The sequence below is a fragment of the Paenibacillus sp. NRS-1781 genome (genome assembly GCF_050467745.1).
Lineage (GTDB): Bacteria > Bacillota > Bacilli > Paenibacillales > Paenibacillaceae > Paenibacillus > Paenibacillus terrae_A.
In genome coordinates this window covers 1-25,537 of record NZ_JBITPI010000051.1, presented here as the reverse complement: position 1 = coordinate 25,537, position 25,537 = coordinate 1, and the positions used below count along the sequence as shown (strand labels likewise).

Sequence of the window (25,537 nt, the reverse complement as noted above, 5' to 3'; positions counted from 1 at the left end):
CGTATCCTCACCAATCATCATCCAGCGTTATAAACGATCCTTCTATCTTAAATACGTCATTGGATTGCGTGGCGTATTGTCTTTACGAATTTCAAAATGTAGATGTGTTCCTGTCGAGCGTCCTGTGTTCCCCATAACTCCGATCGACTCGCCTTGCTGAACCACCTGTCCCACATGAACGCCAATGCTGCTCAAATGCCCATATACTGTCTGGTAGCCATTACCATGGTCAATCATAATGACATTGCCGTAGCCATTCTGCTGACCTGCAAATGTAACTACACCTTCATCCGATGCGCGGATGTCAGGACTGCCAACCAAATCGACACCCTCATGCATACGTCCCCAGCGTGCGCCAAAGCTGCTCGACATCGCTGCGCCAGACACCGGCCAAGCGAACTCTCCCGATCCTTCGCCTACGACCTTTGTTCCTTTCAACACCACCTCGGAAACAGACGGCTGCAACACCTTTTGACCGAGCCATTCCTCTTGCACGACCTCGCCGTTCTCCTTGGTCAGACGGTAATCCATTTCCTTCAAGCCTGCCTGTCCAGGTCTGACAACCTTGGTAACTCCTGCTTTCAGCTCGTCACTTTGGCGAACCTCAATCTCAGGCTCAATGGCAATCTGCTCGACGACCTTTTCCACCGTCTGGACCGTAACCGGAGCCTTTGGAGCGGTAAGCTTCAATTCATCCCCGATTTGCAGATACAGCTCACGCGAGCCGGGGTTGTTCTGCTTAATCTCCCAAGCGGTCATATTAAATTTATTCGCAATCGACGACAAGGAATCGCCTTCCTGTACCGTATACGTTACAGGTGCCTCACGCGCCTCAGTCAGTGCTTTAACCGCTTCTGCCTCTGTCAGCACCTTATTCGGGTCCGCTTTTACAGGCTCATATGCAATTTTCTCACGAATACTAGCAGACTCCAGCCATGCTTTAGGGGCTTTGCTACTGGCATTTGCATGACTGCTGCCCACGGATGTTTTGCGGACCAGTCCCTTGATGCCTGTAGCCGTGCCTTCACCCGCAGGTGTGTATTTCTTCTGCACTTGCTTCAAAGCAGCCTGTGCAGTTGCTTTATCCTTTACAATACCGACCGTCTGGTCGTTGACCTTCACTTCTACTCCTTTGGCATACGCGGTGAGCATCCCGTCCAGCTTCTTCAGTGTTGCTCCGCTATCAATATCCACTTTATACGCCTTTTCAATGCCTGTCGTTACCGCACTTGTATTGAGCACCATGTCCACACCGGGATACTTGTCCTTATATTGCTTGTTCTTCGTTGCATACAGTTGCTTTAGCTGTTGCTCATTGAGAATACTTCCAACCTCAACACCCTTTACATACACTTTATAATAAGGAACCGTATTCGCCCCGACATATTGATTTCCAGCAAAAATAAGACTGCCTGCAATCACCACACCGCCTGCGGTCCAGCTCAACCATTTTCTCCGTCCGTTCCACCACATTGCTATTTTCCCTGCTGCTCCAGCAGGCTTGTGTTCAACGCTCGAATCTTCTTTCCTGCTGTCTGGTGAATGCTTCCCCTTAAAAACCTCCATGATTCTCTCCTTTTCAGCATATCTTATCTCTATATAAATGCGTTCGTTATTGGTTTTTCTCGCTATGATTCCAGCCTGTATTTACAAGTATCTATGATATTAGTCGCTATCTAGCATTGCATAGTTGCGTAAAAGGTTTCAAAATTTTAACCTTTTCACGACACTGTCTTACTTTAACATAGCCTTTACAAAGAATTCAACTCCACTCCAATTCCTTCCTGACACGCAAAAAAATCCGCGCCCGGCGCGGATTCCAATATTCTGTTGTGAGCATGAGCATTCCCCATAATCGAATCGTTACTATTTAAGCATACCCATCAGCTTGTTATACTCTTCTTTCGTTAGATACTTCGCAAGCACCTGCTGGATATCCTGCAGCTCCTGCTCGGTCAGGCCACCTTCCATCGCGGCAGATATTTTCTGCATTTCCTCAGGCGGCAATTTATTCATTAGAATCGCAAAAATTTCCTGCTTCTGCTCGGCGGGTAAGCTGTTCTTCTTTTCCGTCAAATGATCGGGCGTGATGACCAGCCCATGACCTTCAATACTCGTTTCAGGTGTAGCGTTCCGTGACGCACCAGTCGACGAAGAACCGCCATTCTGCGGGGTTTTTCCATTCGTTGCCCCACTGGTACCCGTGCCTTTTGCGCCGCTCCCACTCTCAGCTAAGCCCTGTCCCATGACGGATAAAGCATCATCAGGCGGTGTTACACTTTCCGAACCACCGCCCGTAGCTTTGTTTTTCCCCGTATCTGTACTTTTATCGGTTCCAGAGCTTCCCTTCAGCCAACCCAATCCCCATACCGGCTGATGATCCAGCTGAATGTTAAACTGCCGCAGCAGCGATTGAACATAGGCATTCACGACCACACCTGTTACCGCCAGCGTTAAAGCACTGACCAGCACCACTGTCATTCCTTTTTTAAGCAGCCATCCAAGCCACCTCATATCCCGTTACCTCCTTATACGCATCTTGCCATGTGTATCATCATGAAGTGCATATAGATCAGTATTGACGAGATATGACGATTTTTAACCCTTGGAATATGTAAAACTAGCACGATTGGATAGTAGATGTAATTCTTACATGAATCAGCGCGTACGGCGCACCCAAAAATGGAAAATGTCGCTGCGGACATAATCCAGTGAATACAACACCTGTCTGTTCAGCTCATCATAATGAAGCTGCTTGAGCAGTAACACGGTAGCCTGCGGATGCTTCAACAGACGCGTCATATGGGCATCGTCATGATTCGGGACGGTAAGCTCCGAATACGCACCAACAATTCGTACCCCGGCTTTAAGTTCCAGACTTTGAAAAAGCGAACCCGAAAAAGACCCGCCGTCCAAAATCGAACCTGCTAATGTCTCCGGCATCCAATTGATAGAATGGGCTACCGCTTCTCCATCGGCTGTGCGAGTCCGCTCCAGAACGATCATGGGCTCATTCTCGGAAAACCTCATTCGTTCGGCAATATCAGGGGGACATACCGTCATCCTCTTGATAGATTCCAACTGCTCATCCTCCCGCAACCCTGCCGAACGGATCATGTCCCCGATGCTGTACAGGCGGTCCAGCGAGCTTGGAATGCTCGGCAGCGGGCAAGTAGCGAACGTACCACTCCCGTGCTTCACCAACAGCTTGCCTTCCGTTTCCAACTGGCGAACGGCTCCCCGTAGCGTCGCACGCGAGACGCAGAACAATCGGGAAAGTTCAGCTTCCGAAGGCAGCCTCTCGCCCGGCTCAATTTGGTTGACCTCTATATATTCCTCTATAAGCTGCTTAATGTTCTCTTGTTTTGTTGACACCGTCCAAAGCCCAGCCTTTCTATTATAGTGACCTGAGTTCAAGTGATATACATCGGATTTGTAAAGGCAATCATCGTGACGCAATCTTCCATATATCCATATAATTCGGCTCGCACCCAGCCTTTCCCTGCGGGATCTTGTAATGACAACGTATATTCTCCTGATTGAGCAGGGATCTGAGTCTCGGAGCATACTCCATGGCTACTTGTCAGCAGAAGGCGAAGGTTCTGTGGCTCAAGGGTGTAATGGGCTGCTCTCGTTTCCACATCCAATTGAACCGTCACAGACAGTAAATCCTCCACAGCCAGCTCTACACATTCGCCGATGTGATATCGCTTTTCACTGCCCTTAACTTGTGCCGACATCGTCAGTAACGGTCCCATCGTAACCGACACCGAACCGAGGCGGATCGCCTCAACTGCCCGGTTAACTAAGCTCTCCTGCTCTTCTGCTTCACCACGAACACCCAGATACGTGACAGCCGGAAGCGCATCATCCGGTTTCGATACATGCCAGTCCCGACCACTTACAGCCGTGATGTGATACCCCTGATTCAATAAATCCGTCCACATGGCAAACGCCCGCTGGCTATCCCGCTTAATAGACGGCATAAGCGTTGACCAGACCTCAATATAATCGACCTCATGCCAGTCCTGAATGGTGTATTCCCAAAAGCATCCCGTACAGATCGGACTTCCGATCCTGAATGGATGGGCAAGCCCTGCAATGCCTCCCTGCTCATGCACCTGCCGGATTCCCTCATGAATGTCATCCGGTCCCAACACACGCCAGTCAATAAAGCGGTCTACCCCCAGCGTCAGCATATGCCCGTAAAAGGTCGTCCACTCCATCCCTGAAATGATCGGGACACCGAACTGCTGCTGAACCCGTTCCTGATCCACAAGTGCCGACTGGGTATTGTGATCCGTCATAGCGATGCATTCAAGCCCAAGGTCCGCTGCGCTTTGGGCAAGCTCCTCCAGCGTTTGCTTTCCGTCACTGTGAAGCGTATGGGTGTGAAGCTCAGACGGAATCCATTTAAGCATATATGGCTCCCTCCCCCAATACGTGAATTTGGTAAACAAGCGTCTCGGTCACAACGGCATGCAGACTGACGGTAATCCGCCACATTCCCGCCGGATTATTTCCTGCGAGAAATCCCGGCGAAGCCGCAGACGAACCGAGCCAATGCTCCTGCTGCCTCTCGGGACGGTGTGCATTTCCCCGGTGGCGGAGAGGGTCATCGACAGACAGCGTCAATAAATTTTGCAGTGGCATATACTTCTTCCACAGATCTGATGAATGTCCCGGTTCGTCGTATCCGTATTTGCTCATGCTTTCCTCAATAATTTCTCGCGCTTGCTCTTGATCCTCCAATAACTTGGGGGTGTAAGAGAAGTGAATGCGGATCGTGTCAGTCGGCTGTGGGATGTGAAAAGAGTACGTAATATGGCTCTGGGTGCAGGTTCTATCGACCGTTCCTTCCACGTACAGTAGCCTGCTCATGACTCCCCATCCTGGCTTGTCGGGTCATCCACAGCATCGTTCACAGTACGATTTACAGTAGGGTCGCCAGCACCCGCTCCGTTTTTGTCTGCTGCCCATAAAATACCCGCTGGATGATGCCGCGTTAGCTCAATCACCCGATCCGTACGAATACCAGGAAACTGCGGCAGGTTTTCCTCGTTTAGCGTAAAAGCATACAGTCCAGCCACTTTCATGCTGTCCGCACCGCCCTCCAGCAATACGGCTCTGATTTCAGCTATATCCTCCAGCACAGCCTCTCCAGATAACTTGACCGTGGTAGAAAAATGTGACTCTGCACCCTCATAAGCAGCCCTGAAATCACCCAGTCGCAGATCATGATAGCACGATGAATGCCACTCCTCCGAGCCGTGAAGGCGAAGCTGGATATCCACACAGGCATCTTCCTCGCGTCGGTTAAAGCCCCGCTTGGACGTTGGAGACGATTCACTGCTGGAATCCCGTAAGGGGCGTTTTGAAGTCTGGATAAATACATAGCTGCGCTGGTGGGCAAGCATAATGGAAGACGCATTGGACGGCATTTCCAGCTCCTGCTGACGCTCCATCTCCCATCCAGTGACCTGATAAGCAAAAGGAAAACGACTCATGACCGCCTCACGCGGCTCTTCCTCTGGCTTCCATTGGAAAGCAGGCGGCAGCATAAAACGATAGTCCGATGAAATGGTATCTTTAAAGTTTCCATTCGTCGTTGCGGATTGGAGAACAGGATGCCCGCCCAGATCATAATTGCCTGAAAACGCAGTCGTAATATGATGTGCCCCCTGGAAAACAGCACCCAGAACATTGCCCCCGGCATCCAGCTCGACGCGGTACATCCATTCGATATCGGTGGTTCTCCCCCATTTGCTCATGAGCAGCGGTGCGGGCGTTCCTTCATCCTCATGGCTGTACATCATCTGGTATTCAATGACCGTTTTCCCCTCATTCTCTTCCACGGAGTAGAACATAACAAGCGGTGTATCCGTAAAGCGGTTCTCATAGGGATGTGCCAGATTGCGACCATATAAAAGTGGGGTGTGGCGATAAATCAGCGATCTTGGAGACGAATCGGCCACACAGCGCATTTCAACCCCGTCGATCCATGCTCTGGATACAAGCGGGGCCGACTCCAGTTCTCGAAATTCGGCATAGACCTCATAATCGCCTTCTTTTAGATACCCCAACAAACGGGTGTACACACCCTGACTGCTGCCATAATACAAAATAACATCCTGATTATAGGCTTCGTTCAGGTAGAGGCGCACGAAGGCGGATTCCCGATCTGTCGCAGCCCAGTCACTGTCCGATCTGGCGAGCAGATCAAGCTCCGCGAACCCGTCTTCCGGCATGGAAAACGTGAACCGGAATCCGTTCCCCGGACTGAGTTCAACCTCCGCTTTGTGTAAGGCAATCCGATACCCGCAATCCAGCAGGTCCCTTTCCCACACTCGCCCACTAAACCCGGTAATCTGCACCTCTGCTTGGCTGTTCATCCCTGTAACCTCCTTAGTGTATAGCGGCTGTCTAGCTCGCATCCGCATCCTTCACCATTGTCCGAATATAAAAGTAGCCCATAAAAGAACACAGCAAAAACATAAACACTGCCATAGCGCTGGCTGTATGCGTCTCCTGATAGCTGGAAAATACCTGCTGCATTGCGACACCCAGCACCTGCGGCGAGTTGGCGCCAATCAGGAACGGAGCTGTGAAGCTGCCCATAATCCCCATAAAGATGAAGGTCACCGCAACCCACATCGTTTTGTAGGAAAGGGGTAAAATAAAGCGCCCAAACAGTTGCAGCGTGCTGGCTCCCGCGTCTCTGGCACTCTCCACAACAGCGTTTGGAATGCTGGCAAGGGCCGAGCTTAGCAGCATGGTGGCGAATGGAATGTTAAACCACAGATTAGCCAGCACCAGACCTTTGTAGTCGTAAATAATCCTCGGAATGGTTTCAATACCCAGCGGCAACAAAAGGCGTGCAGCCCAGCCATGATTGCCGTACATCGTAATGATCGCATAGGTTGCAATTACGCCAGGAACGAACATCGGGACAAAATACAATCGGCCGATCCATTTGACAACAAAACCTTTTCCAAATCGCAGATAAATCGCCAAAGCGTAGCTGATGACCAATGTGAGGGCTGTCGAGACCAGTGTGACATTGATCGTATATATCATGTTTTTTCGCATCGCAGGCTCCGTAAAGAGGCGGATATAGTTCGCCAGCCCGTAGCCTGTTCCATGCTGATCTATCAGGCTTTCCTTTACGGCATAGAGAATCGGAATAATGACGACAACCAGCAAAATGAGAAAAGACGGGATGACCAGGGCAAGCCCCAGCATCCCCCTTTTGGACGATGAACTCATGATTAACCGCCCGCTACTTCACTCTGCCAGCGTTTGTAGATTTCCTGCTGGAGCTCGCCGCTGTTAAAGCTGCGGTATCCAGAAGATACACTGTTGAATTTCTCTTGCAGTTCACTTGGCATCAGATTCCACTTAATCCCCGGATAGCCGTACATTTTGTTGATGACCACCGTTTGCGCTTCCGGCGTCAGCACGTAGTTCAGAAATTCCTGTGTTGCTTCTTTCTTGGAGGAAAGCGAAGGAACCATCAGATAAGACGGACCGCCTGTAAAAGCAGGGTCGATCTGTGTCAGCTTCACCGTGTCTGGAAGCAGACCTTTAGCCAGTTGTTCAAGCGCCATATCGGACCAGGCCGGAACCATGTCCACCTCTCCACTTGCCAAAATATCAAGCGTGCCTTGGTTCTTTTTCGGATAAACTCCCTTTTGGTACATCGAAGGACCCAGTTCCTTGAGCAACGAGAAGCCTTGATCCCATTTCTTCATATTTGCCGGATCATCACTGTTCATCGCTTCTGGAGGAAGGAAATTATAGATAACCGTGTTCACAAACGAGCTGCCTGATCCACCTGTGGACGGGTCGTTATAAGCAAACTTGCCCGGATGCTGGCGAATCCACGTATACAGCTCATCCGCTGTTTTCGGAGGTGTCGCCACTTTTGCACTGTTGTAGGCAAGGACAACCGAAGATGCCCGATATGGAATGGCCTGATTGTTGACTTGCTTGAGATACGTTTCATCGACATTCGCCAAGTTCGAAACTTTGGCGGTGTCTACCGTTTCCCACAGTTTTTCGCCTACCCCTTTGGTGATGTCATCCAGGCTGCCTTCGTACAGGTCGATATCTGTATCGGTTTGCCCGCTTTTCTTGGCTGCAATCAGACGATCCAGCGTAGATGCGCCCCCGGTTCCCGCTGGCAAATACACCAGCTTGACCTTAACGTGATCATTTTTAGCTTCAAAGTCCTTGATTAACGTTTCCCACAGCTCTTTGACGTTCAAAGAACCGCCAGTGTACAAGGAGATTTCTGTCGTTCCCGTAGCTGCTCCTGCTTTCGTATCCTTGGCTTCCCCTGTAGCTGTAGCGGCATTACTGCCGGTTCCACATCCAGCCAACAACGATAAGCTAAGCACCCCGGACAAAATCAGACCTATCTTCTTTTTCCCAAACACATTGTTGCCTCCTTTAGATAGTTGCACAAGTTCGCAGCATCACCAGATGATGCGTTCATGATGGACATTGATGCGATGTAGAGGTTGATCGTGAATCTTCACTGTGCTGCTGGAAAAGTAACCATTTTACTGAAGCTGAACCTGATTTGCTCTCCACTGCGCAGATCGGCCGCCCGTTCACGCGGCACAAACATTTTCAGATGATCGGTACCGCTATCCAGCGAAACCTCCGCATAATGCCCGAGAATCATCACTTGCCTGATCGTTCCGGCTAGAGAGCCGTTTTCTTCCGTCGTCAGAACAATATCCTCTGGCCTTACACCGACCATGGATTCACCGCTGTATTCATGCTCCTGCGCGAACGCAATTCCGCTCACGGACACACTGCGACCTGTACTCACCCCCTTTAATAAATTGATGCGACCAATAAAGCCCGCTACAAAAAGCGACTGTGGCTTGTCATAAATCTCCTGCGGCGAAGAGAGCTGCTCAATCCGTCCCGCATTCATAACGACAATCCGGTCGGAAATGGACAGTGCCTCCTCCTGATCGTGGGTGACGAACACCATCGTCATTCCCGTCTGGGTCTGGATGTCGCGCAGCTCTTCCCTCATCTCCATGCGCAGCTTGGCATCGAGCGCGGAAAAAGGCTCGTCCAGCAGCAATACATCCGGCTTTAGCAGCAGAGCCCGAGCGAGCGCTACCCGCTGCTGCTGACCGCCAGAGAGCTGTCCCGGCGTTTTACGCTCTGCCGTCTCCAGCCGAACCAGCGCCAGCGCTTCCTTCACCTGGCGGTCGATTTCCGCCTTTTTCACCTTACGAATCTTCAACCCGAAAGCAAGGTTGTCATACACCGTCATATGCGGCCACAAATTATAGCTTTGGAACACCATAGCGGTTGGGCGTTTTTCGGGTGGCAGCTTGAGCACACTTTTACCCTGAATCTGAATGTCGCCACTGTCCGGGTCCAGAAAGCCGCCAATGGAGCGAAGCACGGTTGTTTTACCACAGCCGGAAGGACCGAGCAGGGTCACAAGTTCCCCTTTCATCACGTCAAGTGAAATGCCCTTGACCCCGTCTCCCGTCTTAAAGCGTTTGGTTAACTCACGAATGGATAATTGAATGGACATTAGCTTTGGCTCCTTTTTCAGGATTTTGCAAACTCCTCTTTTACCAATTGCGTTATTTCACCTGGAATCCGCCAGCCAGCACGTCCGCGCTTACGAAACGCCTTGCGGCCAGCAGCAAGATCACCGTGGGCAGAGTCAAAATGACGGAGAATACAGCACCCGTAGTACTCGGATAATCCGCAATAATGGAATACATAATGACAGGCATCGTTTTATAGTCCGGTGTCCCGACGAGCAGCGTTCCCTGCGCCTCATCTAATGAAGCGAGAAATGTAAAGATGGAAGCGACCACAATACCGGGCAGCGCCATGGGGAATGTAATTTTCCAGAAAACCCGTAACGGTCCTGCCCCGGCATCCCGGGCAGATTCCTCTTGAGCACGATGGACGCTGCGGAACGCAGAGGAAGGAATCCAGGTCATGTACATCAGCGTGTTCACCATGTGGATCAATACAATGCCCGTAAAGGTGTTCATCAGCCCGAACTTGTAGAACAACACTGCGATAGACACGTACAATCCCATTTTCGGAAAAGCATGCGTGAGCAAAAATGAAAACAAAAACCACTTGCTAAGCGGAAACGAAATCCGCGCGAAGGCGTAGGCAGCGGGAACACATACGATAATCGAGCACACGGTAACCGTAATGGCGATCAGGAAGGATAGAGATATGGAGCTGAGCACATCATCCTGGGTCAATACAAATTTCCACCATTCCAGTGACAAGCTCTGTGGCAGCGGTGCAGGATACTGCCATTTTCCCGAAACCGCCAGCAGCAACAGGTTGGTCAGAGGCCCCAGGAAAAAAATGACGAAAATCACGAGCACGATGAACTCCATAATTTTGCGTGTGCCAAGTGAGCGAAGATACCAGTTCATAATTCATCCCTCTCAAGACGTCTAGACGTCCGAATCTCTTTCTATCTGGATTATAGAGAGGGTTTGTTATCACAAATCGACATGGGCGATAAGATTTTGTAAAGGGGAGGGAAATCAGAGGAACGGTTTTTACATAAGAAAAGGAGAGGGGGGCTTTTAACAGCCTCTCTCTCCTTGGTCGTGCAGGAATAGCTATACAATTAAATAGGCATAACGCCTTAACAGATAAAACGATTCCGCTGGTTTACAGGTAAATCGGAAGCACTTGGTTCGTTTGGTCACGGTTACGACCAACAGAGAAGATCGCAATTGGAATACCTGTCAGCTCGGATACGCGTTGTACGTAATTACGAGTAGTCTCAGGCAATTCCTCCAGCGTTTTCACGCCAGTAATGTCTTCGCTCCAGCCTGGCAGTTCCTCGTATACGGCCTCGCACTCCGCCAGCATTTTCAAACTAGCCGGATAATGCGTAATCACCTCACCGCGATACTTGTAGCCTGTGCAAATTTTCACCGTTTTCAGACCTGTCAATACGTCCAGCGAGTTCAAGGACAAACCTGTAAGTCCGCTGACACGACGGGCATGACGTACAACCACACTGTCAAACCAGCCAACACGACGAGCACGACCTGTAACGGTACCGTACTCATGACCTGTTTCACGGATGTAATCGCCGATTTCATCATTCAGTTCCGTTGGGAACGGACCGTCACCGACACGAGTTGTGTAGGATTTAGCTACACCGATGACTTGTTGAATCTTGGACGGGCCTACACCGGAACCGATACATACGCCACCAGCCGACGGGTTGGAGGACGTAACGTACGGATACGTACCTTGGTCGATATCGAGCATAACGCCTTGCGCGCCCTCGAACAGTACCTTTTGATTCGCATCAATCGCATCATTCAACACAACAGACGTATCCCCTACATAAGGACGAACAAATTCTGCATACTCCAGGTATTGTTTCAGTATTTCTTCTACATCCAGCGGCTTGCCACCGTATACTTGTTCAATCATTTGATTCTTCTCTTTTGTTTGATGGCGCAGCTTCTTTTCGAATTCCTCTGCATCCAGCAAATCAGCAATACGAATACCATTACGTGCAGCTTTATCCATATAAGCAGGGCCGATCCCTTTACGCGTCGTACCGATTTGGTTAGGTCCTTTGCGGTCTTCCTCCAGCACATCCAACGTGATGTGGTATGGCATAATAACATGTGCACGGTCGCTAATGATCAGATTTTTCGTAGAAAAGCCATTATCGTGAATGTAAGTAATTTCTTCAATAAGAGCGGCCGGATTAACTACCATGCCGTTGCCAATGACACACTTTTTATCTTCATAAAAAACGCCGGATGGAATCAGGCTCAGCTTGTACTTTTTACCGTCAATGAGAATCGTATGACCAGCATTGTTTCCGCCTTGGTAACGGGCCACCACTTCAGCGCTTTCTGCCAAATAGTCCGTAATTTTACCTTTGCCTTCGTCTCCCCATTGTGTTCCCACAACGACTACAGTTGACATGTTTCATTCCTCCGTGGAGTGCCCACAGACACTCTGATTTTGGGCTGACGCGCTGCGTATATCTGACTTCAACCGCCTGAGCGGACAGATATAGAGCGTTCTCGGACAGCAGGAAAAAACGTCCGTCGTAGACATTCCGTAGGTTCGGAAAGCCCCGGGCGTAATGATCTCCCTACTGCGTTGAAGCAGCACTATAAGTGTAACAGCACCATTTTTTAAAGTCAAATAAAAAGCGAACAATATATCACATGAAAATAGTATTGTTCGTAATTGAGAGTTTCGGTCCTTATATGAAAACATATGAGCATGATATGTAAAAGGCCCCTCCGACATCGCGAAAACCGCGTCGAAAGAGCCTTTTTTCAAATATATCATTCCGTTATCCAGCGAACGCATCCGAATGGGCACGCTCATAATTAGCGAATTTATTATAATTTTTGAGAAACACCAGCTCTACCGTACCGACCGGGCCGTTACGCTGCTTGGCAATGATAATCTCAATAATATTTTTCTTTTCCGTTTCCTGATTATAGTAATCATCCCGGTACAGAAACGCGACGATATCAGCATCCTGCTCAATGGAACCGGATTCCCGCAAGTCACTCATCATCGGACGCTTGTCCTGACGCTGCTCTACACCCCGGCTCAACTGGGAGAGGGCGATTACAGGCACTTCAAGCTCACGGGCAATTTGCTTCAAGGTCCGTGAAATTTCGGATACCTCCTGCTGCCGATTCTCGCCCGATTTCCCGCGCCCATGAATGAGCTGCAAGTAGTCGATCACGATCATGCCGAGTCCCTTTTCCGTCTTCAGACGGCGGCACTTGGCACGGATATCCGCAACCGTAATACCCGGCGTATCGTCAATATAGATCTCGGCCTCTGACAAGGCCGCAATGCCCATCGTCAGCTTCGCCCAATCGTCGTCGCCCTTAAAATCACCTGTCCGCATAACGTTCGCGTCTAGATTGGCCTCGGCGCAGATCATCCGCTGAACGAGCTGGGCCGCCGACATTTCCAGACTGAAGATGGCTACCGTCTCCTTCGCCCGAACCGCAACATTCTGCGCAATATTCAGGGCGAACGCCGTTTTACCTACGGATGGACGAGCAGCCACGATGATTAGATCATTGCGTTGGAAACCCGCCGTCATCTTGTCCAAATCAACAAAGCCGGATGGAATCCCGGTCGTATTGCCCTTGTTCTGATGCAGCAATTCGACCCGGTCAAACACTTCCATCACGACATCGCGGATGGCAATAAAGCCGCTGCCCGAGCGCCCGTTGGATATCTCCATAATCTTGCGCTCAGCATCGCTCAGCATACCAGCGACGTCCTCGCCGCCGCTATAGCCTTCGCTCACAATCTGCGTGGCTGCACGAATCAATCGGCGGAGCATCGCCTTTTCTTCAATAATCTGAGCGTAGTAATCCACGTTAGCCGCTGTCGGCACCCCGTGAGCCAGCTTCGCCAGATAGCTGACGCCCCCGATATCCTCCAGCTGACCCTTGTCCTGAATTTTCGAGGTCAGTGTAACCAAGTCTATCGGCTGTCCGGATTCACCCAGCTCAATCATCGCTTCGTAAATCATCTGGTGAGCCTTATCGTAAAAATCCTCGGTCTGCACCCGCTCCATCGCTGTAATCAGTGCTTCGGACTGGAGCAAAATGGACCCGATAACCGCCTGTTCTGCCTCCAGATTTTGCGGAGGAATCCGATCGAAAAATTCGCCGCCCATAATTATTCTTCGGTCACCTGTACCTTCAGCGTAGCTTTGACCTCAGGATGAAGCTTAACGGTCATTTGAGTCACGCCCAACGTACGAATCGGTTCTTCCAGCTCGATTTTGCGTTTGTCCAGCTTAATCCCCGTTGCAGCGACCGCTTCCGCGATTTGCTTGCTTGTAATTGCGCCGAACAGTCGACCGCCTTCACCAGCTTTTGCTTTCAGCTGAACGGTTGTGGATTCCAGCTTTTTGCCGAGTGCCTGCGCCTCTTCTTTTTCCTCTTGCTTGCGCTTTTCCTCAGCAGCGTTCTGGTTCTCCAGCGTCTTCATATTCCCTTCCGTCGCCGGGCGGGCAATACCACGCGGCAGCAGGAAATTCGCTGCGTACCCATCCGATACTTCCTTAATTTGTCCCTTCTTGCCTTGGCCCTTCATATCTTTAATAAAAATCACTCTCATTCAAATAACCCCTCTTCCCCATCAATTTCGGCCAGCACGTCGACCACTCTGCGTTTGGCTTCCTCCAGCGGACAATCCAGCTGGACCGCCGCATTCGTCAGATGTCCTCCGCCGCCTAGCCGTTCCATGACGACCTGTACATTCATGCGTCCGAGTGAACGGGCGCTGATCCCCACCAGGCCGTCAGGACGTTCACTGACCACAAAGGAGGCCAGTACATCCGTCATATTGAGTAATGAATCCGCCACCTGAGCAATCAGAAGCTGCGGTATCTTCTGTCCAGGCTCTGTCACCGCAAGCGCGATGTGCCCATATATCATTTTAGCATGCTTAATAATTTCCGCCTTAGCAATATATTCATCCAGGTCCTCTTTTAACAAGCGCTGGATCATCACTGTATCTGCCCCGCTACGCCGCAAAAAACCGGCGGCTTCAAACGTACGCGAGCCTGTATGCAGGGAAAAATGCTTGGTATCCACCGTAATCCCTGCAAGCAATGATGTCGCCTCCAGCGGCGTCAGTTGAACCTTCTCATGAATATATTGCAGCAGCTCTGTCACCAGCTCACAAGCCGACGACGCATATGGCTCCAGATAAATCAAAACAGAATCGTTAATAAACTCCTCGCCCCGACGATGATGATCTACAACGACCACCCTGCTCGCCGTCTGCACCAATTTTGGCTCAATCGTCATCGAAGCCTTGTGCGTATCCACCACGACCAGCAGGCTGTGCTCGGTCATCAGCTGGAGCGACTGCTCCGGTGTCATGAGCGCTGCCGACAGATTCTCGTCCTTGTTCACCTGCTCCATCATCCGGTCGATGGACGGATTGGATTTATCCAGCACGATGTGCGCCTCTACGTTGTAGAGCGCTGCCGCCTTCCACACCCCGATAGCTGCTCCCAGTGCATCCATGTCCGGTATTTTGTGCCCCATGATCAGCACGCGGTCGCTCTCCTGCATCAGATCACGCAGCGCATGCGCAATGACCCGCGCGCGCACCCGTGTACGCTTTTCGACAGCATTGGACTTGCCGCCGTAAAAAGATAGACGTTGTCCGGCCTTCACCGCCGCCTGGTCGCCACCCCGTCCGAGCGCCATATCCAGACTGGACTGAGCCAGCTCACCCAGCTCCTTGATGCTCTCCGCGCCGAAGGCCAAACCGATGCTCAGTGTCATCGGCACTTTCAAATCGGCCGTCATTTCCCGCACCGTATCCAGAATGACAAATCGACTTTGCTCCAGCTCCTGAAGCGCCTTGTGATTCAGCATGATGAGATAGCGCTCGGATGACAAACGGCGCAAATAAATATTGTACTGGTTCGCCCATGCTGTAATCTCGCTCGACACCTTCGCAATAAGCGCGGTACGCTGCTGATCGTCCATTCCCTGAGCAGCTTCATCCATATTATCAAGCATAACGATGCCGAGCGCCAGCCGCTCGTTCTCATACTGCTTGCGCAGCACCGCCAGCTCCGTTACTTCATACAAATAAATCAGACGCTCATCCAGCACGATGAGGAACTGATAATAGCGCTCATCATGCTGTAGCTCTACCTTTAGCTCACGCACAGGCTCCTTCGTTTCCTTTTTGGCACCCAAAGCTCCTGCTAGCTGGGGAAAGAGGTCCTGGAGCGGCTCGCCTATCAGTGACTGGTCCTCGAACATTTCCCCAGCGAACCGATTGTGCCATTCTACCGTTCGATTTTCGCTGTATAAAATGATGCCGAACGGCAGTGAGCTGACCGCTTCCCCTTCCACCCGCTTGATGCGAAAGGAAAGGCCGCTGATATATTGATTTAGTTCCCGACGGAAATCCAATTCCGTCTTCAGCATCAGCCCGCCGAGCAAGAATGACAGCACCAGTCCCATCACACCCAGTTCCCAGTTATACATGGAAATACATATGACAAGCACCAGCAGCAGTAAAAACGCCCAGACAGTCTGATAGCCGTGCCAGCGTTTTTGTAGAAATTTAGGCATGACTGTTCACCCTATTTCTTTGATCTTGTAATAGCTTCACGCAGCGGAAAGGCCAAATCAATAATACCGATAATGCGGAGTGGCTGGAACACCAGAACGACGAGCGATAGCAGCACCGCGATCACAGGGTGCATGTTACGGCTATGCGTCCAGAAGTAAATAAATCCGATCGTCTGGATAATAAAGCACGCATGAATCAGCGGCAACATACTAACAGAAACCGCCTGAACCCAACTGCTGTCAGAGGACATAGCCACCCACTCAAACACAATCGCCAGCAGGTAATACCAGATGAGCGCGCGTGGCAGTCTCCATTCTCGGGCAGGCTTCATTTTGCGTACAGGCACATCAAGGCTACTCAATGCTGGACGCGTCAGAGCGTGCGTGATCACAGCCAGTAAAAACGAGGTCAGGATCAGCACATATGGAACTTTGCCGATCATCATCGTACCGAGTCTCTGTGTATCTTCTGCTGTCCAATTCATGCCGGGAAGCATCGAATTGCCATTTAAGATTTGCTGTACCAGATTTGCCGATATAGCAGCCTGATCACGAAGATACTGCGAAAGATCAAACCCGAAGGTATACGTAGCGATGAGCAATACAACCAACAACTCGGCTAAAATCACACCCGTTCCGGTCATCAACGCCTGAAAAGCAGGGGCTCCCTTTTTATATACCCGTCCCATTAACAAGGCGGGGATCAGAAAATAAATCGCGGGAAGCAGCAAATATACATCTTGTAGCGCTATAATCAACAGCACCGGTATGACATGAATCAGAAATCCCTTGAAAGGCAGCGATGAAAACAATACAACGCCAGGCACAATCAGCAAAAATACGGTGAAGATTCTTAAGGGTGTCAATAGAGACAGCAGCAGCAGCAAATAAATAACGCTCCATGCTACAGTTGCCAAGCGGAATTTCAAAGTTTTCACCTCTTACGCATATGTTCTTCCAGTGCGGATATGTCCTGATACCAATCCTCCAGCTGGTGTCCTTCTTTTCTGTGCTTTCTTAGCTTGTCGATGAGGAGATCATCCAATTCACGGTGAGACACTCCAAGACGTCTTCCCAAAATATAACTGCTCATCATCAGACTCGCCAGACAATCGCCAATGCGGGCTGTACTGCCTTCCCACATCGCTTTAAACAGACGGGAAACCTGTTCAAGCACCTCTGTTTTGAGCCATTCAATCACCTTGGCCCGTTTAACTACATCCAGTTCTTTAGGCATATGATGAAGAGTCACACCCCTCTGAAAAAGCTTTATTCTCCATTATAGCATATCCTATTTTGAAAATAACTGTTACCCCATAGGGTAAATCGTTATTTTCAGAGCAGCTATGCTGCTTGCTTTAGGATGACGAGTTAAGCGATTCTCTCGACACAAATTTTTCACAATATTCAATAATCTGGCTACGGCGGACAATGCCGATGAACCGTTCCATATCATCCACCACAGGTACAAAGTTTTGCACCTTAGCCAAATTAATTAAATCCTCCATATTGGCATCAATAGACACCGGCTTTATCGAAACCCGAAGCGGGACGTCCTTGAGCATAAACTTCGAAGCGTTTTCAAAGGTGATCTTCCCCTCAGATTCCTTCATATGCCACAGCAGATCACCCTCTGTAACCGTGCCGGTATATCTACCTTCCTTATCCAAAATCGGAACCGCCGTGAAACGGTGATACTCCATTCGCTCCAACGTTTGCCGTAAAGTTGCATCCGCCGTGACAAAAGCAACCTCTTGTTTGGGAAGCAAGAAAAAAGCGATATTCATGAGAAAAAAATCCCCCTCAAAATCAATTGTAAAATCAAATGATTACTCACTGAATGTCCTGCTTGTCGGGAAGCTTCAGCGTCTGCGGGGTTGTGCCGGAATCCAGCCAGTTTGCGATCATAAGTCTGGCGTATTCGAGTTCCTGTTCATTGGCCCGGTCATAATACAGGCCCTTCTTCTTGAAACCTTCCCCCGTAATCGTAAAGCTCGAAATTTGTAGTTGCCCCTGCGAAATGGCCTGCTTTCCAAGTCCTGTAATAAAAGCAGGCTCCATGTCCGTCTTTAAATTGGCTCCCATAATATCGAGCAGCTCTGGAATCTTGGAAATCCCGTTGATATTCAGCAGCTTATCCGCCATTGCATTCAGAAAAATTTGCTGCCGTTTGGTACGGTTAAAGTCGCTGTCTTCCCTATATCTAACATAATACATCGCTTCTTCACCATTATAAAGCGGCTTGCCCGCCTCGATGCGGAACTTGATATGCAGCGGATTTTTATTCTCAATCGGCTTATCGATGGGAAGTTCAACCCCGCCCACCGCATTTACAGCATCCTGAATACCTTGAAAATTAATCGTAGCATAATAATCGGCCTTATGCTCCATCAGCTTCTCTACCGTAGCTATGGACATATCCTCGCCTCCGAACGCATAAGCATGCCCCAACTTATCCAAATCATCCTCACCGTCATGATTTGGATCATGTCCGACAATCTGGACATACGTATCCCTTGGAAGGGAAACCAGAAGCACACGCGATTCCGCAGGCCGTACAGCCGCGTAAATAACCGTATCCGAGCGGCCACGCGCCTTCTCGTTAGGCCTTTGGTCCGTACCGAGCAGCAGCACCGAAAACGGCTCCTTCCGATAAGCAACCGGCTCCAGCTGCTTATCTCCCTCCGACTGGCGCGGCTGAAAGGACTTCTCCAGCTTGCTCTCCAACGTCGGAGATACGAACCAGTCAAAGGCCACCAGCGTTAGCTGTTTACGGAACAGATATCCTCCCGCCGCAATCAGAAACAAAACAATACATGAAATATATAGAGCGGTAAACCTTTTTTTATTCTTAGGCTTGCCGCCTGTCCTTCTCCTATGTCTTCTCTCCATAACCGTTTCCTTCCTTCTTTACTTCGATAAATCCCATCTCTTCATTAAACCGGATTTGGCTCTTATGAAGCGGAAACTTCCCCCCCACAGCATAAAAGGTCTGCTACCTTGTTGTCAAAAGTGCCATGTCGTAGTCAGCTCCTCGTCACCACATCCACGCCAAAAAAAGGCTTCGCCCTCACGGTCAAAGCCTTGCTTGATGTTTATAGCCTGTACCCTATGTAGCTTTTACAGTCATTCCTCCACTTAGCGCAAAGTCAGCTTAGCCCAATTTTGCAGCCGTACCGGGAAAGAGGTAGACAGAGCGAAACCATAGTCGAATAGCTTCCGTGTCTGCTTGAAGCGTTCCTCCTTGCTCGGTGCCCCCAGCACTACAGCAACCAGCCTTCTGCCATGCTGTTCGGCTGTACCCGTGAAGCAATATCCCGCATCGCTGGTGTATCCCGCTTTCAGTCCATCCGTTCCTGCGTAAGAGTAGGGTCCCGCCAAGGAAGGCAGCATCCAGTTCGTATTACTAATATAGATGCCCTTATCCTTTAATTCCATCTGCGTACGGCTGGACGTTCTCAAAATTTCTGGATGTGACATAATAAGGTAGGAGGCCAGCTTCGCCGTATCGCTTGCCGTCATTTGCGTTTCTCCCCGAATATTCTCGGGATGGTTAGGACCCAGCTCACTCTGCCCCGCTCCTGACGCGTTGCTGAATCGGCTGTAGGACGTCAATCCAATCTTAGCCGCCTTATCGTTCATACGCTTCACAAAAGCCGGTTCACTGCCTGCTGAGCGCTCCGCCAGTGCCACAGCCGCGTCATTAGCCGAATACACAACCATGCTCTGGAACAGTTCGGACACTGTCAGCCTTTCACCATATCGGAGTGACAGATTTACACCACCTACTGTACTTGCGTAACGGCTGATTTTCACTTCATCATTCCAGCCCAACCGCCCGGCACGAATATCCTCCAGCACCAGCAGCTCGGTCATGAGCTTGGACATATTTGCGGAAGGCATAGGCGTATCGCCATTCACATCCATCAACAATTCTCCCGTCTGCATGTCCATCAGCACCGCGGCTCCTGCATCCACATCCGGCTTACCGACCAGCAGCCTTGGTCCAAGTGTAATAAAAATCAATATAATAAGTACTGGGACCACAATAGCCCAACGTAACCAGTATTTTTTCATCATCGTAATAACCCCCATACTTTATTAGACGATGAAAAATCTATTTTGTCTGCAACTTTTCGAAAAAAAGATTCAATTTTTTTGTTTTTTACATTCCACAGCAAAAAACCCGCCAATTCCTGCTTGCAGGCTGACAGATTTTTAGAAGTCAAATGATTCAAAAAGGCTTTCTACTATGGTTCTAGGCAAAATGACAGGCCACAAAATGCTGATCGCCCGCATCCCGATACGCCGGAATTTCCGTTTTACAACGGGCCTCCGCCATAGGACAACGTGTATGGAACTTGCAGCCTGACGGCGGATTCGCCGGGGAAGGAATGTCCCCTTTTAGCACAATTCGTTGTCTCTTGATCGTAGGATCGGGAATGGGAACCGCCGACAGCAGCGCCTTCGTATACGGATGAAGCGGATTGCGGAAGAGCTCCTCTTTGGAAGTTAACTCCACCATCGAGCCTAGATACATCACACCGATGCGGCTGCATAGGTGCTCGACCACACTTAGATCATGCGAGATGAACAGATACGTCAACTGCCGTTCCTGCTGCAAATCACTTAACAAGTTAATGATCTGAGCCTGAATAGACACATCAAGTGCAGATACTGGCTCATCAGCCACGATAAAATCAGGATTCAAAATCAAAGCCCGCGCAATCCCGATCCGCTGACGCTGACCACCAGAGAACTCATGCGGATACCGATCATAGTGATAGGAGGATAGCCCGCAGATATCCAGCGTCTCGTTCACCTTTTTCCGCAGCTTGCTACGGTCAATCAATCCGTGATCCAGCAGTGCTTCCCCGATGGCTTCACCTACCTTAATTCTCGGATTCAATGAGCTAAAGGGGTCCTGAAAGACAATTTGCAGCTTCGGACGAAGCGCACGAATCTGCTCCTTGCTTAACGCATGCAAGTCCTCTCCCTTGTATCGCACCGATCCCTCTGTCTTATCCATCAGTCTGAGAATCGTACGCCCAATCGTGCTTTTGCCACAACCGGATTCTCCTACCAGACCGAAGGACTCTCCCTTATGGATGGTAAAAGACACATCATCGACCGCTTTCACATGTCCCACGGTACGCTGAAAAATCCCGCCTGTGATCGGGAAATATTTTTTCAGACCTTCCACCTGAATTAAAGGCTCGCTCATACCCGTTGCCCTCCTTCTTCCTCATATAGCCAGCAGGCAACCTTATGACCGTTCTTCTTTTCGTGCAGGGGAGGGGCCTGATCCTTACAGATTTGCATACAATGTGTACACCGATCATGAAAATGACAGTTTTCCTCCAGCTCAATCGGGTTAGGAACCTGACCAGGGATCGAATACAGCCGATCAATCTTCTGATTAATGACGGGCTTCGCCTTCAATAACCCTTGCGTATATGGATGCTGCGGATTCTTGAACAGCTCAATGACGGGGGCCTCTTCAATCACGTTTCCGGCATACATAACGACCACATAATCGGCCATTTCCGCCACGACGCCCAGATCATGCGTAATCAGCATAATGGACGTTTTGAGCTTATCCTTCAAATCCCGCATCAGATCGAGGATTTGCGCCTGAATCGTAACGTCCAGTGCCGTTGTCGGTTCATCCGCAATCAGCAGCTTCGGATTACAGCTCAGTGCGATAGCAATCATGATCCGCTGGCGCATACCACCGCTCAGTTCATGCGGGTACGAATGAAATATTTCCTCCGGACGCGAAATACCCACCAGATTGATCAGCTCAATCGCCCGGGTACGTGCTTCCTTTTTACTCATTAAGGTATGCATCAGCAGCGGCTCCGTAATCTGTTCTCCAATGGTGAGAACGGGATTCAACGAAGACATCGGCTCCTGAAAAATAATTGAAATGTCATTGCCGCGAATTTGCTGCATCTGACCTTTATTCAGCGTTAACAGGTTTTTGCCCTCAAACCAGATTTCACCGTCCGAGGTATGGGGGGAATCAATCAGCCGCATCATCGTCATGGCCGTTACACTTTTGCCACAGCCCGATTCTCCTACCACACAGAGCGTTTCACCCTCACGTATTTTAAAACTGACGTCATTGACCGCTTTGACAGTTCCGCTAGAGGTATGAAAGTGGGTTTTCAGGTTACGAAATTCAATCAAAGCATTTTCCATAAACGTTCGTCTCCTACTTCTTCATTTTAGGGTCCAGTGCATCGCGCAAACCGTCGCCAATCAGGTTAATCGCTACAACCGTAATCAAAATACACATTCCTGGTGGAACCCATATCCAAGGCCGTTTGCGGAAGTCGATCAGATTGTTCGCAGCCGAAATCATATTTCCCCACGAAGGTGTGGGCGGCACAACACCGATTCCCAGATAACTGAGCGCTGACTCCGTGATAATCGCCCCGGCCACCCCGAGCGTAGCCGTTACAATAATCGTAGGAATCGTATTCGGTAGCAGATGACGGAATATTTTGCGGCGGTCTCTCAAGCCGAGCGCTTCCGTCGCTTGCATGAACTCCTGCTCACGCAGCGTAAGAATTTGCCCCCTAACCAGACGGGACAAGCTCGTCCAGCTCAAGACCCCGATAATGAGCATCAGAAAATAAATCCGGTTCGCTGGATCGACCTTCAAATCGGACAGAACGGCGCCTAAAATAATCAACAGCGGCAAGGTAGGCAATGCCATAAAAATATCGGCAATCCGCATAATGATCGTATCCACGCCCTTGCGATAGAAACCTGCCAGTGCACCCAACGTCGCACCGATCATGACCGAAATAAACGTGGCCACCAGCCCCACCGTCAACGAAATACGGCCAGCCAGCATCGTACGCAGCAAAATATCTCTGCCAAACTTATCCGTACCGAGCCAGTATTGGGCATTCGGGGCTAAATTTTTGTCAGATAGCTTGTAATCATCCAGATGATAAGGTGAAATCATCGGTCCAAATGTGCAAATAATCACCATAAGAATCAATATAATGAGTCCAGCTAAAGCCAAATGGTTCTGGTTAAAACGGCGAACGGCGATTCTCCATGGAGACGCTTCAGGACGGATCGCCGCCTTTGGATTGGTTACAATCGTGACTGTTTCTGCGGGCAATAGTATCCCTCCTATTTCAAGCGAATTCTTGGATCTGCCATACCGTACAATACATCCGAGAGCAAATTACCGATGAGCGTAAGGAGCGCCAGGAAAATGGTGAAGCCCAGCATGAATGGATAATCCCGCATACTTATGGACTCCAGATATACCTGACCCACACCCGGCCACACAAACACCTTCTCCAAAATCATCGCCCCACCAAATAAGGCGGGAAGCTCAAAGCCGAGCAGCGTGATCGCTGGAATCAGTGCGTTGCGCAGAGCATGCTTGAAAATAACCGTCCGTTCCTTCAAGCCCTTAGCGCGTGCGGTGCGAATATAATCCTGACGAATCACCTCCAGCATACCTGTACGGAAATACCGCGTCAGACTGCCTGTGCTCAGCATTGTAAGCACGAGCGTTGGCAGGAACATGTGCTTGAGAACATCCACAATATAAGCCCATGAGCCTGACTCCATCCCTGCAGTTGTCATGCCGCCAACCGGAAGGATACCCCATTCCAGTGCAAATATTTTGATCACCAAAAGACCGATAAAGAAAGACGGCAGCGACATACACAAAAATATGAATAGCGTGACGAACTTATCGAATAACGAGTATTGGAACTTGGCTGAAAATACCCCGGCAACAACCGCAATCAGCCAGCTAAAAATAAGACTGAAAAAAGCGATAATAAAAGAGTTCCATACATAATTGCCAATGACCTTCGTTACTGGCTGCTTATGCTGTAATGAGTCCCCCATATTCCCCTTCAGCATATTCCCCGCCCATATAAAATAGCGTTGGTACTCCGGCTTATCCAACCCGTAGATATGTCGTAGCTGCTGTGCCTTTTCGGCGGTCATATTCGGGTTCTGCTTGGCTGTAATATAATCACCCGGCACCATGGCTGAAATCGCAAATACGATAATGGATATGCCAATGAGTGTGGGGATGAGTTGCAGCAGTCTTCGAATAATATACTGCTTCATAGTCATTCCTCCAGACAAATAAAGAAGTGATATGCCCAGCCCGTGAGAGCTGAGCATACGATTGGCAATCCTTATTGAGCGAGCTGAGCGTTATACAGACTGAATTCAAAATCCTTGTATGGTGTAATTTCTAAGCCGGATACACGTCCATTAACTGGCCACATATCTCTGCGCTGATACATAAAGATGGCTGGCAAATCCTTGTTCAGCTCTTGATACAGCTCCTTGTAAATCACTTTTCGTTTCTCCTGATCCAATTCCTTTTTACCCGCAATCGTCAGTTCATCGACCTTTTTATTGGAGTAGCCAACATCATTTTGTGAGCCGTTGGTCAGGTAGACCGTTGTATCTGGATCAGGTGTCAATCCCCAAGCGGCAAAGAACATATCGAACTTGCCCGTATCTTTTTTATCCATAATCGCGTTAAAATCCAGTGTTTCAGAATTCAGCTTAATGCCCAGTTCCTTGTAGTTTTTGGACATAATCGGCAGCAAGGCCTCTACTACTGGATTATCCGCAGTCGCTGAGAAGTTAATGGTAAACTTTTCACCATCCTTCTCACGGATACCATCCGCTCCAGCCTTCCAGCCAGCCTCATCCAGCAGAGCCTTTGCTTTAGCGGTATCAAACTCATATTTGTTAATGCCCTCATCCGTATAAGACCAGGCTTCTGTAGACTGTGGAATGTTGATGACGTTCGCGTACGGACCGTACACCCCTTCCACAATCTCCTTCCGATTCAAACCGATGGTCAAAGCTTGGCGTACCTTGGGGTCCTGAAATTTCTTTTCTTTGTGATTAAATGCAATATATCCGTAGCCGTTGGTCGGCATAATATTCACGTCCAGGAAGCCTAGAGACTTCAATTCTTCTACGTTATCTTCTGTAACCGTAATATTGTCTATATCCGTTTCACCCGTTTGCAGCATAGACAAGTTGGTTTCGTCTGTCGTCGTTTTGAAAATAACCGTTTTCACCTTCGGTGCGCCCTTGAAGTAGTTGGGATTGGCTTCAAGCACGACTTGTTGACCCGGGGAGAAGCTTTTCAGCACATACTGCCCAGAGCCGACAGGCTTATTATTGAGCGCCTTGATGCTGTCCAGGCTGCCCTTTTTGAAACCTTTTCCGTAATAAGCTTCTGGCATGAAGTATTGCTCACCCAGAAAATCCTTTGTATAAGCTGTTGCTTCTGTAACGGTTACCTCAACCGTATTATCATCAATGACCTTGATACCGGAAATATCATTCGCCTTGCCATCGTGATATTCTTTACCTCC

At 49.6% G+C, this 25,537-nt stretch carries 24 protein-coding genes; all 24 read right to left on the bottom strand.

Going from position 1 to position 25,537, the window contains the following annotated elements; all coding sequences use genetic code 11:
* Positions 1 to 42: 42 nt before the first annotated feature.
* Complete coding sequence (locus ACIFO6_RS19295; protein WP_430042968.1) at positions 43 to 1,566, bottom strand: peptidoglycan DD-metalloendopeptidase family protein; 1,524 nt, start codon at positions 1,564 to 1,566, stop codon at positions 43 to 45.
* A gap of 300 nt (positions 1,567 to 1,866) precedes the next feature.
* Positions 1,867 to 2,514, bottom strand: coding sequence for a hypothetical protein (locus ACIFO6_RS19290; protein WP_430042966.1), 648 nt, complete (start codon positions 2,512 to 2,514; stop codon positions 1,867 to 1,869).
* A gap of 144 nt (positions 2,515 to 2,658) precedes the next feature.
* Positions 2,659 to 3,375, bottom strand: coding sequence for a GntR family transcriptional regulator (locus tag ACIFO6_RS19285; RefSeq protein ID WP_430042964.1), 717 nt, complete (start codon positions 3,373 to 3,375; stop codon positions 2,659 to 2,661).
* A gap of 38 nt (positions 3,376 to 3,413) precedes the next feature.
* Positions 3,414 to 4,421, bottom strand: a complete 1,008-nt coding sequence (locus ACIFO6_RS19280) for a CehA/McbA family metallohydrolase (RefSeq protein ID WP_430042962.1) — start codon at positions 4,419 to 4,421, stop codon at positions 3,414 to 3,416.
* Entirely contained in the window at positions 4,414 to 4,881 is a 468-nt protein-coding gene (locus ACIFO6_RS19275) for a hypothetical protein (protein WP_430042960.1), read from the bottom strand. Before ACIFO6_RS19275 ends, ACIFO6_RS19280 begins: the two co-directional genes overlap by 8 nt.
* Entirely contained in the window at positions 4,878 to 6,392 is a 1,515-nt protein-coding gene (locus ACIFO6_RS19270; RefSeq protein ID WP_430042958.1) for a hypothetical protein, read from the bottom strand. The genes ACIFO6_RS19275 and ACIFO6_RS19270 overlap by 4 nt, the downstream gene beginning before the upstream one ends.
* A gap of 31 nt (positions 6,393 to 6,423) precedes the next feature.
* A complete protein-coding gene (locus tag ACIFO6_RS19265; RefSeq protein ID WP_025683715.1) occupies positions 6,424 to 7,266 on the bottom strand; it encodes an ABC transporter permease in 843 nt (280 codons plus the stop codon).
* 2 nt (positions 7,267 to 7,268) lie between these two features.
* Positions 7,269 to 8,438 carry an extracellular solute-binding protein gene (locus ACIFO6_RS19260; protein WP_430042956.1) on the bottom strand — a complete coding sequence of 390 codons (1,170 nt, stop codon included), beginning with the start codon at positions 8,436 to 8,438 and terminating at the stop codon, positions 7,269 to 7,271.
* Between the two features lie 98 nt (positions 8,439 to 8,536).
* On the bottom strand, positions 8,537 to 9,568 hold the full coding sequence (locus ACIFO6_RS19255; protein ID WP_430042955.1) for an ABC transporter ATP-binding protein: 1,032 nt from the start codon (positions 9,566 to 9,568) through the stop codon (positions 8,537 to 8,539).
* A 52-nt stretch (positions 9,569 to 9,620) separates the two neighbouring features.
* Complete coding sequence (locus ACIFO6_RS19250) at positions 9,621 to 10,445, bottom strand: ABC transporter permease (RefSeq protein ID WP_025683712.1); 825 nt, start codon at positions 10,443 to 10,445, stop codon at positions 9,621 to 9,623.
* A 244-nt stretch (positions 10,446 to 10,689) separates the two neighbouring features.
* Positions 10,690 to 11,976: an adenylosuccinate synthase gene (locus ACIFO6_RS19245; RefSeq protein WP_430042952.1), complete on the bottom strand. Its 1,287-nt coding sequence runs from the start codon at positions 11,974 to 11,976 to the stop codon at positions 10,690 to 10,692.
* 379 nt (positions 11,977 to 12,355) lie between these two features.
* A complete protein-coding gene (gene dnaB, locus ACIFO6_RS19240) occupies positions 12,356 to 13,714 on the bottom strand; it encodes a replicative DNA helicase (protein WP_014278975.1) in 1,359 nt (452 codons plus the stop codon).
* A 2-nt stretch (positions 13,715 to 13,716) separates the two neighbouring features.
* Complete coding sequence (gene rplI / locus ACIFO6_RS19235) at positions 13,717 to 14,160, bottom strand: 50S ribosomal protein L9 (RefSeq protein ID WP_014278976.1); 444 nt, start codon at positions 14,158 to 14,160, stop codon at positions 13,717 to 13,719.
* Positions 14,157 to 16,145 (bottom strand): DHH family phosphoesterase, encoded by a 1,989-nt coding sequence (locus ACIFO6_RS19230; protein ID WP_430042949.1) that lies wholly within the window; start codon positions 16,143 to 16,145, stop codon positions 14,157 to 14,159. The genes rplI and ACIFO6_RS19230 overlap by 4 nt, the downstream gene beginning before the upstream one ends.
* A gap of 11 nt (positions 16,146 to 16,156) precedes the next feature.
* On the bottom strand, positions 16,157 to 17,074 hold the full coding sequence (locus tag ACIFO6_RS19225) for a DUF2232 domain-containing protein (RefSeq protein ID WP_430042946.1): 918 nt from the start codon (positions 17,072 to 17,074) through the stop codon (positions 16,157 to 16,159).
* 5 nt (positions 17,075 to 17,079) lie between these two features.
* A complete protein-coding gene (locus ACIFO6_RS19220) occupies positions 17,080 to 17,382 on the bottom strand; it encodes a MazG-like family protein (RefSeq protein ID WP_430042944.1) in 303 nt (100 codons plus the stop codon).
* 121 nt (positions 17,383 to 17,503) lie between these two features.
* Positions 17,504 to 17,932: a CBS domain-containing protein gene (locus ACIFO6_RS19215; protein ID WP_025683707.1), complete on the bottom strand. Its 429-nt coding sequence runs from the start codon at positions 17,930 to 17,932 to the stop codon at positions 17,504 to 17,506.
* Positions 17,933 to 17,978: 46 nt separating this feature from the next.
* Positions 17,979 to 19,037 (bottom strand): LCP family protein, encoded by a 1,059-nt coding sequence (locus ACIFO6_RS19210; RefSeq protein WP_430042943.1) that lies wholly within the window; start codon positions 19,035 to 19,037, stop codon positions 17,979 to 17,981.
* Between the two features lie 246 nt (positions 19,038 to 19,283).
* The gene (locus tag ACIFO6_RS19205) at positions 19,284 to 20,225 is read right to left on the bottom strand and encodes a D-alanyl-D-alanine carboxypeptidase family protein (protein WP_430042941.1); all 942 of its coding nucleotides are present in this window, start codon (positions 20,223 to 20,225) and stop codon (positions 19,284 to 19,286) included.
* A 178-nt stretch (positions 20,226 to 20,403) separates the two neighbouring features.
* Positions 20,404 to 21,369, bottom strand: a complete 966-nt coding sequence (locus ACIFO6_RS19200; protein ID WP_430042940.1) for an ABC transporter ATP-binding protein — start codon at positions 21,367 to 21,369, stop codon at positions 20,404 to 20,406.
* Positions 21,366 to 22,349: an ABC transporter ATP-binding protein gene (locus ACIFO6_RS19195; RefSeq protein ID WP_430042938.1), complete on the bottom strand. Its 984-nt coding sequence runs from the start codon at positions 22,347 to 22,349 to the stop codon at positions 21,366 to 21,368. The genes ACIFO6_RS19200 and ACIFO6_RS19195 overlap by 4 nt, the downstream gene beginning before the upstream one ends.
* Positions 22,350 to 22,362: 13 nt before the next feature.
* Positions 22,363 to 23,286, bottom strand: a complete 924-nt coding sequence (gene opp4C / locus ACIFO6_RS19190; protein WP_430042937.1) for an oligopeptide ABC transporter permease — start codon at positions 23,284 to 23,286, stop codon at positions 22,363 to 22,365.
* Positions 23,287 to 23,297: 11 nt separating this feature from the next.
* Entirely contained in the window at positions 23,298 to 24,260 is a 963-nt protein-coding gene (locus tag ACIFO6_RS19185) for an ABC transporter permease (RefSeq protein WP_430042934.1), read from the bottom strand.
* A gap of 71 nt (positions 24,261 to 24,331) precedes the next feature.
* Positions 24,332 to 25,537: ABC transporter substrate-binding protein (locus ACIFO6_RS19180; protein WP_430042933.1), on the bottom strand; the 1,206-nt coding region annotated here is incomplete at its 5' end.

Bases quoted from the DNA above. Each gene is read 5' to 3' on its own strand.
- ACIFO6_RS19295 (WP_430042968.1), bottom strand. From the start codon at position 1,566: ATGGAGGTTTTTAAGGGGAAGCATTCACCAGACAGCAGGAAAGAAGAT.
- ACIFO6_RS19290 (WP_430042966.1), bottom strand. From the start codon at position 2,514: ATGAGGTGGCTTGGATGGCTGCTTAAAAAAGGAATGACAGTGGTGCTG.
- ACIFO6_RS19280 (WP_430042962.1), bottom strand. From the start codon at position 4,421: ATGCTTAAATGGATTCCGTCTGAGCTTCACACCCATACGCTTCACAGT.
- ACIFO6_RS19275 (WP_430042960.1), bottom strand. From the start codon at position 4,881: ATGAGCAGGCTACTGTACGTGGAAGGAACGGTCGATAGAACCTGCACC.
- ACIFO6_RS19270 (WP_430042958.1), bottom strand. From the start codon at position 6,392: ATGAACAGCCAAGCAGAGGTGCAGATTACCGGGTTTAGTGGGCGAGTG.
- ACIFO6_RS19265 (WP_025683715.1), bottom strand. From the start codon at position 7,266: ATGAGTTCATCGTCCAAAAGGGGGATGCTGGGGCTTGCCCTGGTCATC.
- ACIFO6_RS19255 (WP_430042955.1), bottom strand. From the start codon at position 9,568: ATGTCCATTCAATTATCCATTCGTGAGTTAACCAAACGCTTTAAGACG.
- ACIFO6_RS19250 (WP_025683712.1), bottom strand. From the start codon at position 10,445: ATGAACTGGTATCTTCGCTCACTTGGCACACGCAAAATTATGGAGTTC.
- ACIFO6_RS19245 (WP_430042952.1), bottom strand. From the start codon at position 11,976: ATGTCAACTGTAGTCGTTGTGGGAACACAATGGGGAGACGAAGGCAAA.
- dnaB (WP_014278975.1), bottom strand. From the start codon at position 13,714: ATGGGCGGCGAATTTTTCGATCGGATTCCTCCGCAAAATCTGGAGGCA.
- rplI (WP_014278976.1), bottom strand. From the start codon at position 14,160: ATGAGAGTGATTTTTATTAAAGATATGAAGGGCCAAGGCAAGAAGGGA.
- ACIFO6_RS19230 (WP_430042949.1), bottom strand. From the start codon at position 16,145: ATGCCTAAATTTCTACAAAAACGCTGGCACGGCTATCAGACTGTCTGG.
- ACIFO6_RS19220 (WP_430042944.1), bottom strand. From the start codon at position 17,382: ATGCCTAAAGAACTGGATGTAGTTAAACGGGCCAAGGTGATTGAATGG.
- ACIFO6_RS19215 (WP_025683707.1), bottom strand. From the start codon at position 17,932: ATGAATATCGCTTTTTTCTTGCTTCCCAAACAAGAGGTTGCTTTTGTC.
- ACIFO6_RS19210 (WP_430042943.1), bottom strand. From the start codon at position 19,037: ATGGAGAGAAGACATAGGAGAAGGACAGGCGGCAAGCCTAAGAATAAA.
- ACIFO6_RS19205 (WP_430042941.1), bottom strand. From the start codon at position 20,225: ATGATGAAAAAATACTGGTTACGTTGGGCTATTGTGGTCCCAGTACTT.
- ACIFO6_RS19200 (WP_430042940.1), bottom strand. From the start codon at position 21,369: ATGAGCGAGCCTTTAATTCAGGTGGAAGGTCTGAAAAAATATTTCCCG.
- ACIFO6_RS19195 (WP_430042938.1), bottom strand. From the start codon at position 22,349: ATGGAAAATGCTTTGATTGAATTTCGTAACCTGAAAACCCACTTTCAT.
- ACIFO6_RS19185 (WP_430042934.1), bottom strand. From the start codon at position 24,260: ATGAAGCAGTATATTATTCGAAGACTGCTGCAACTCATCCCCACACTC.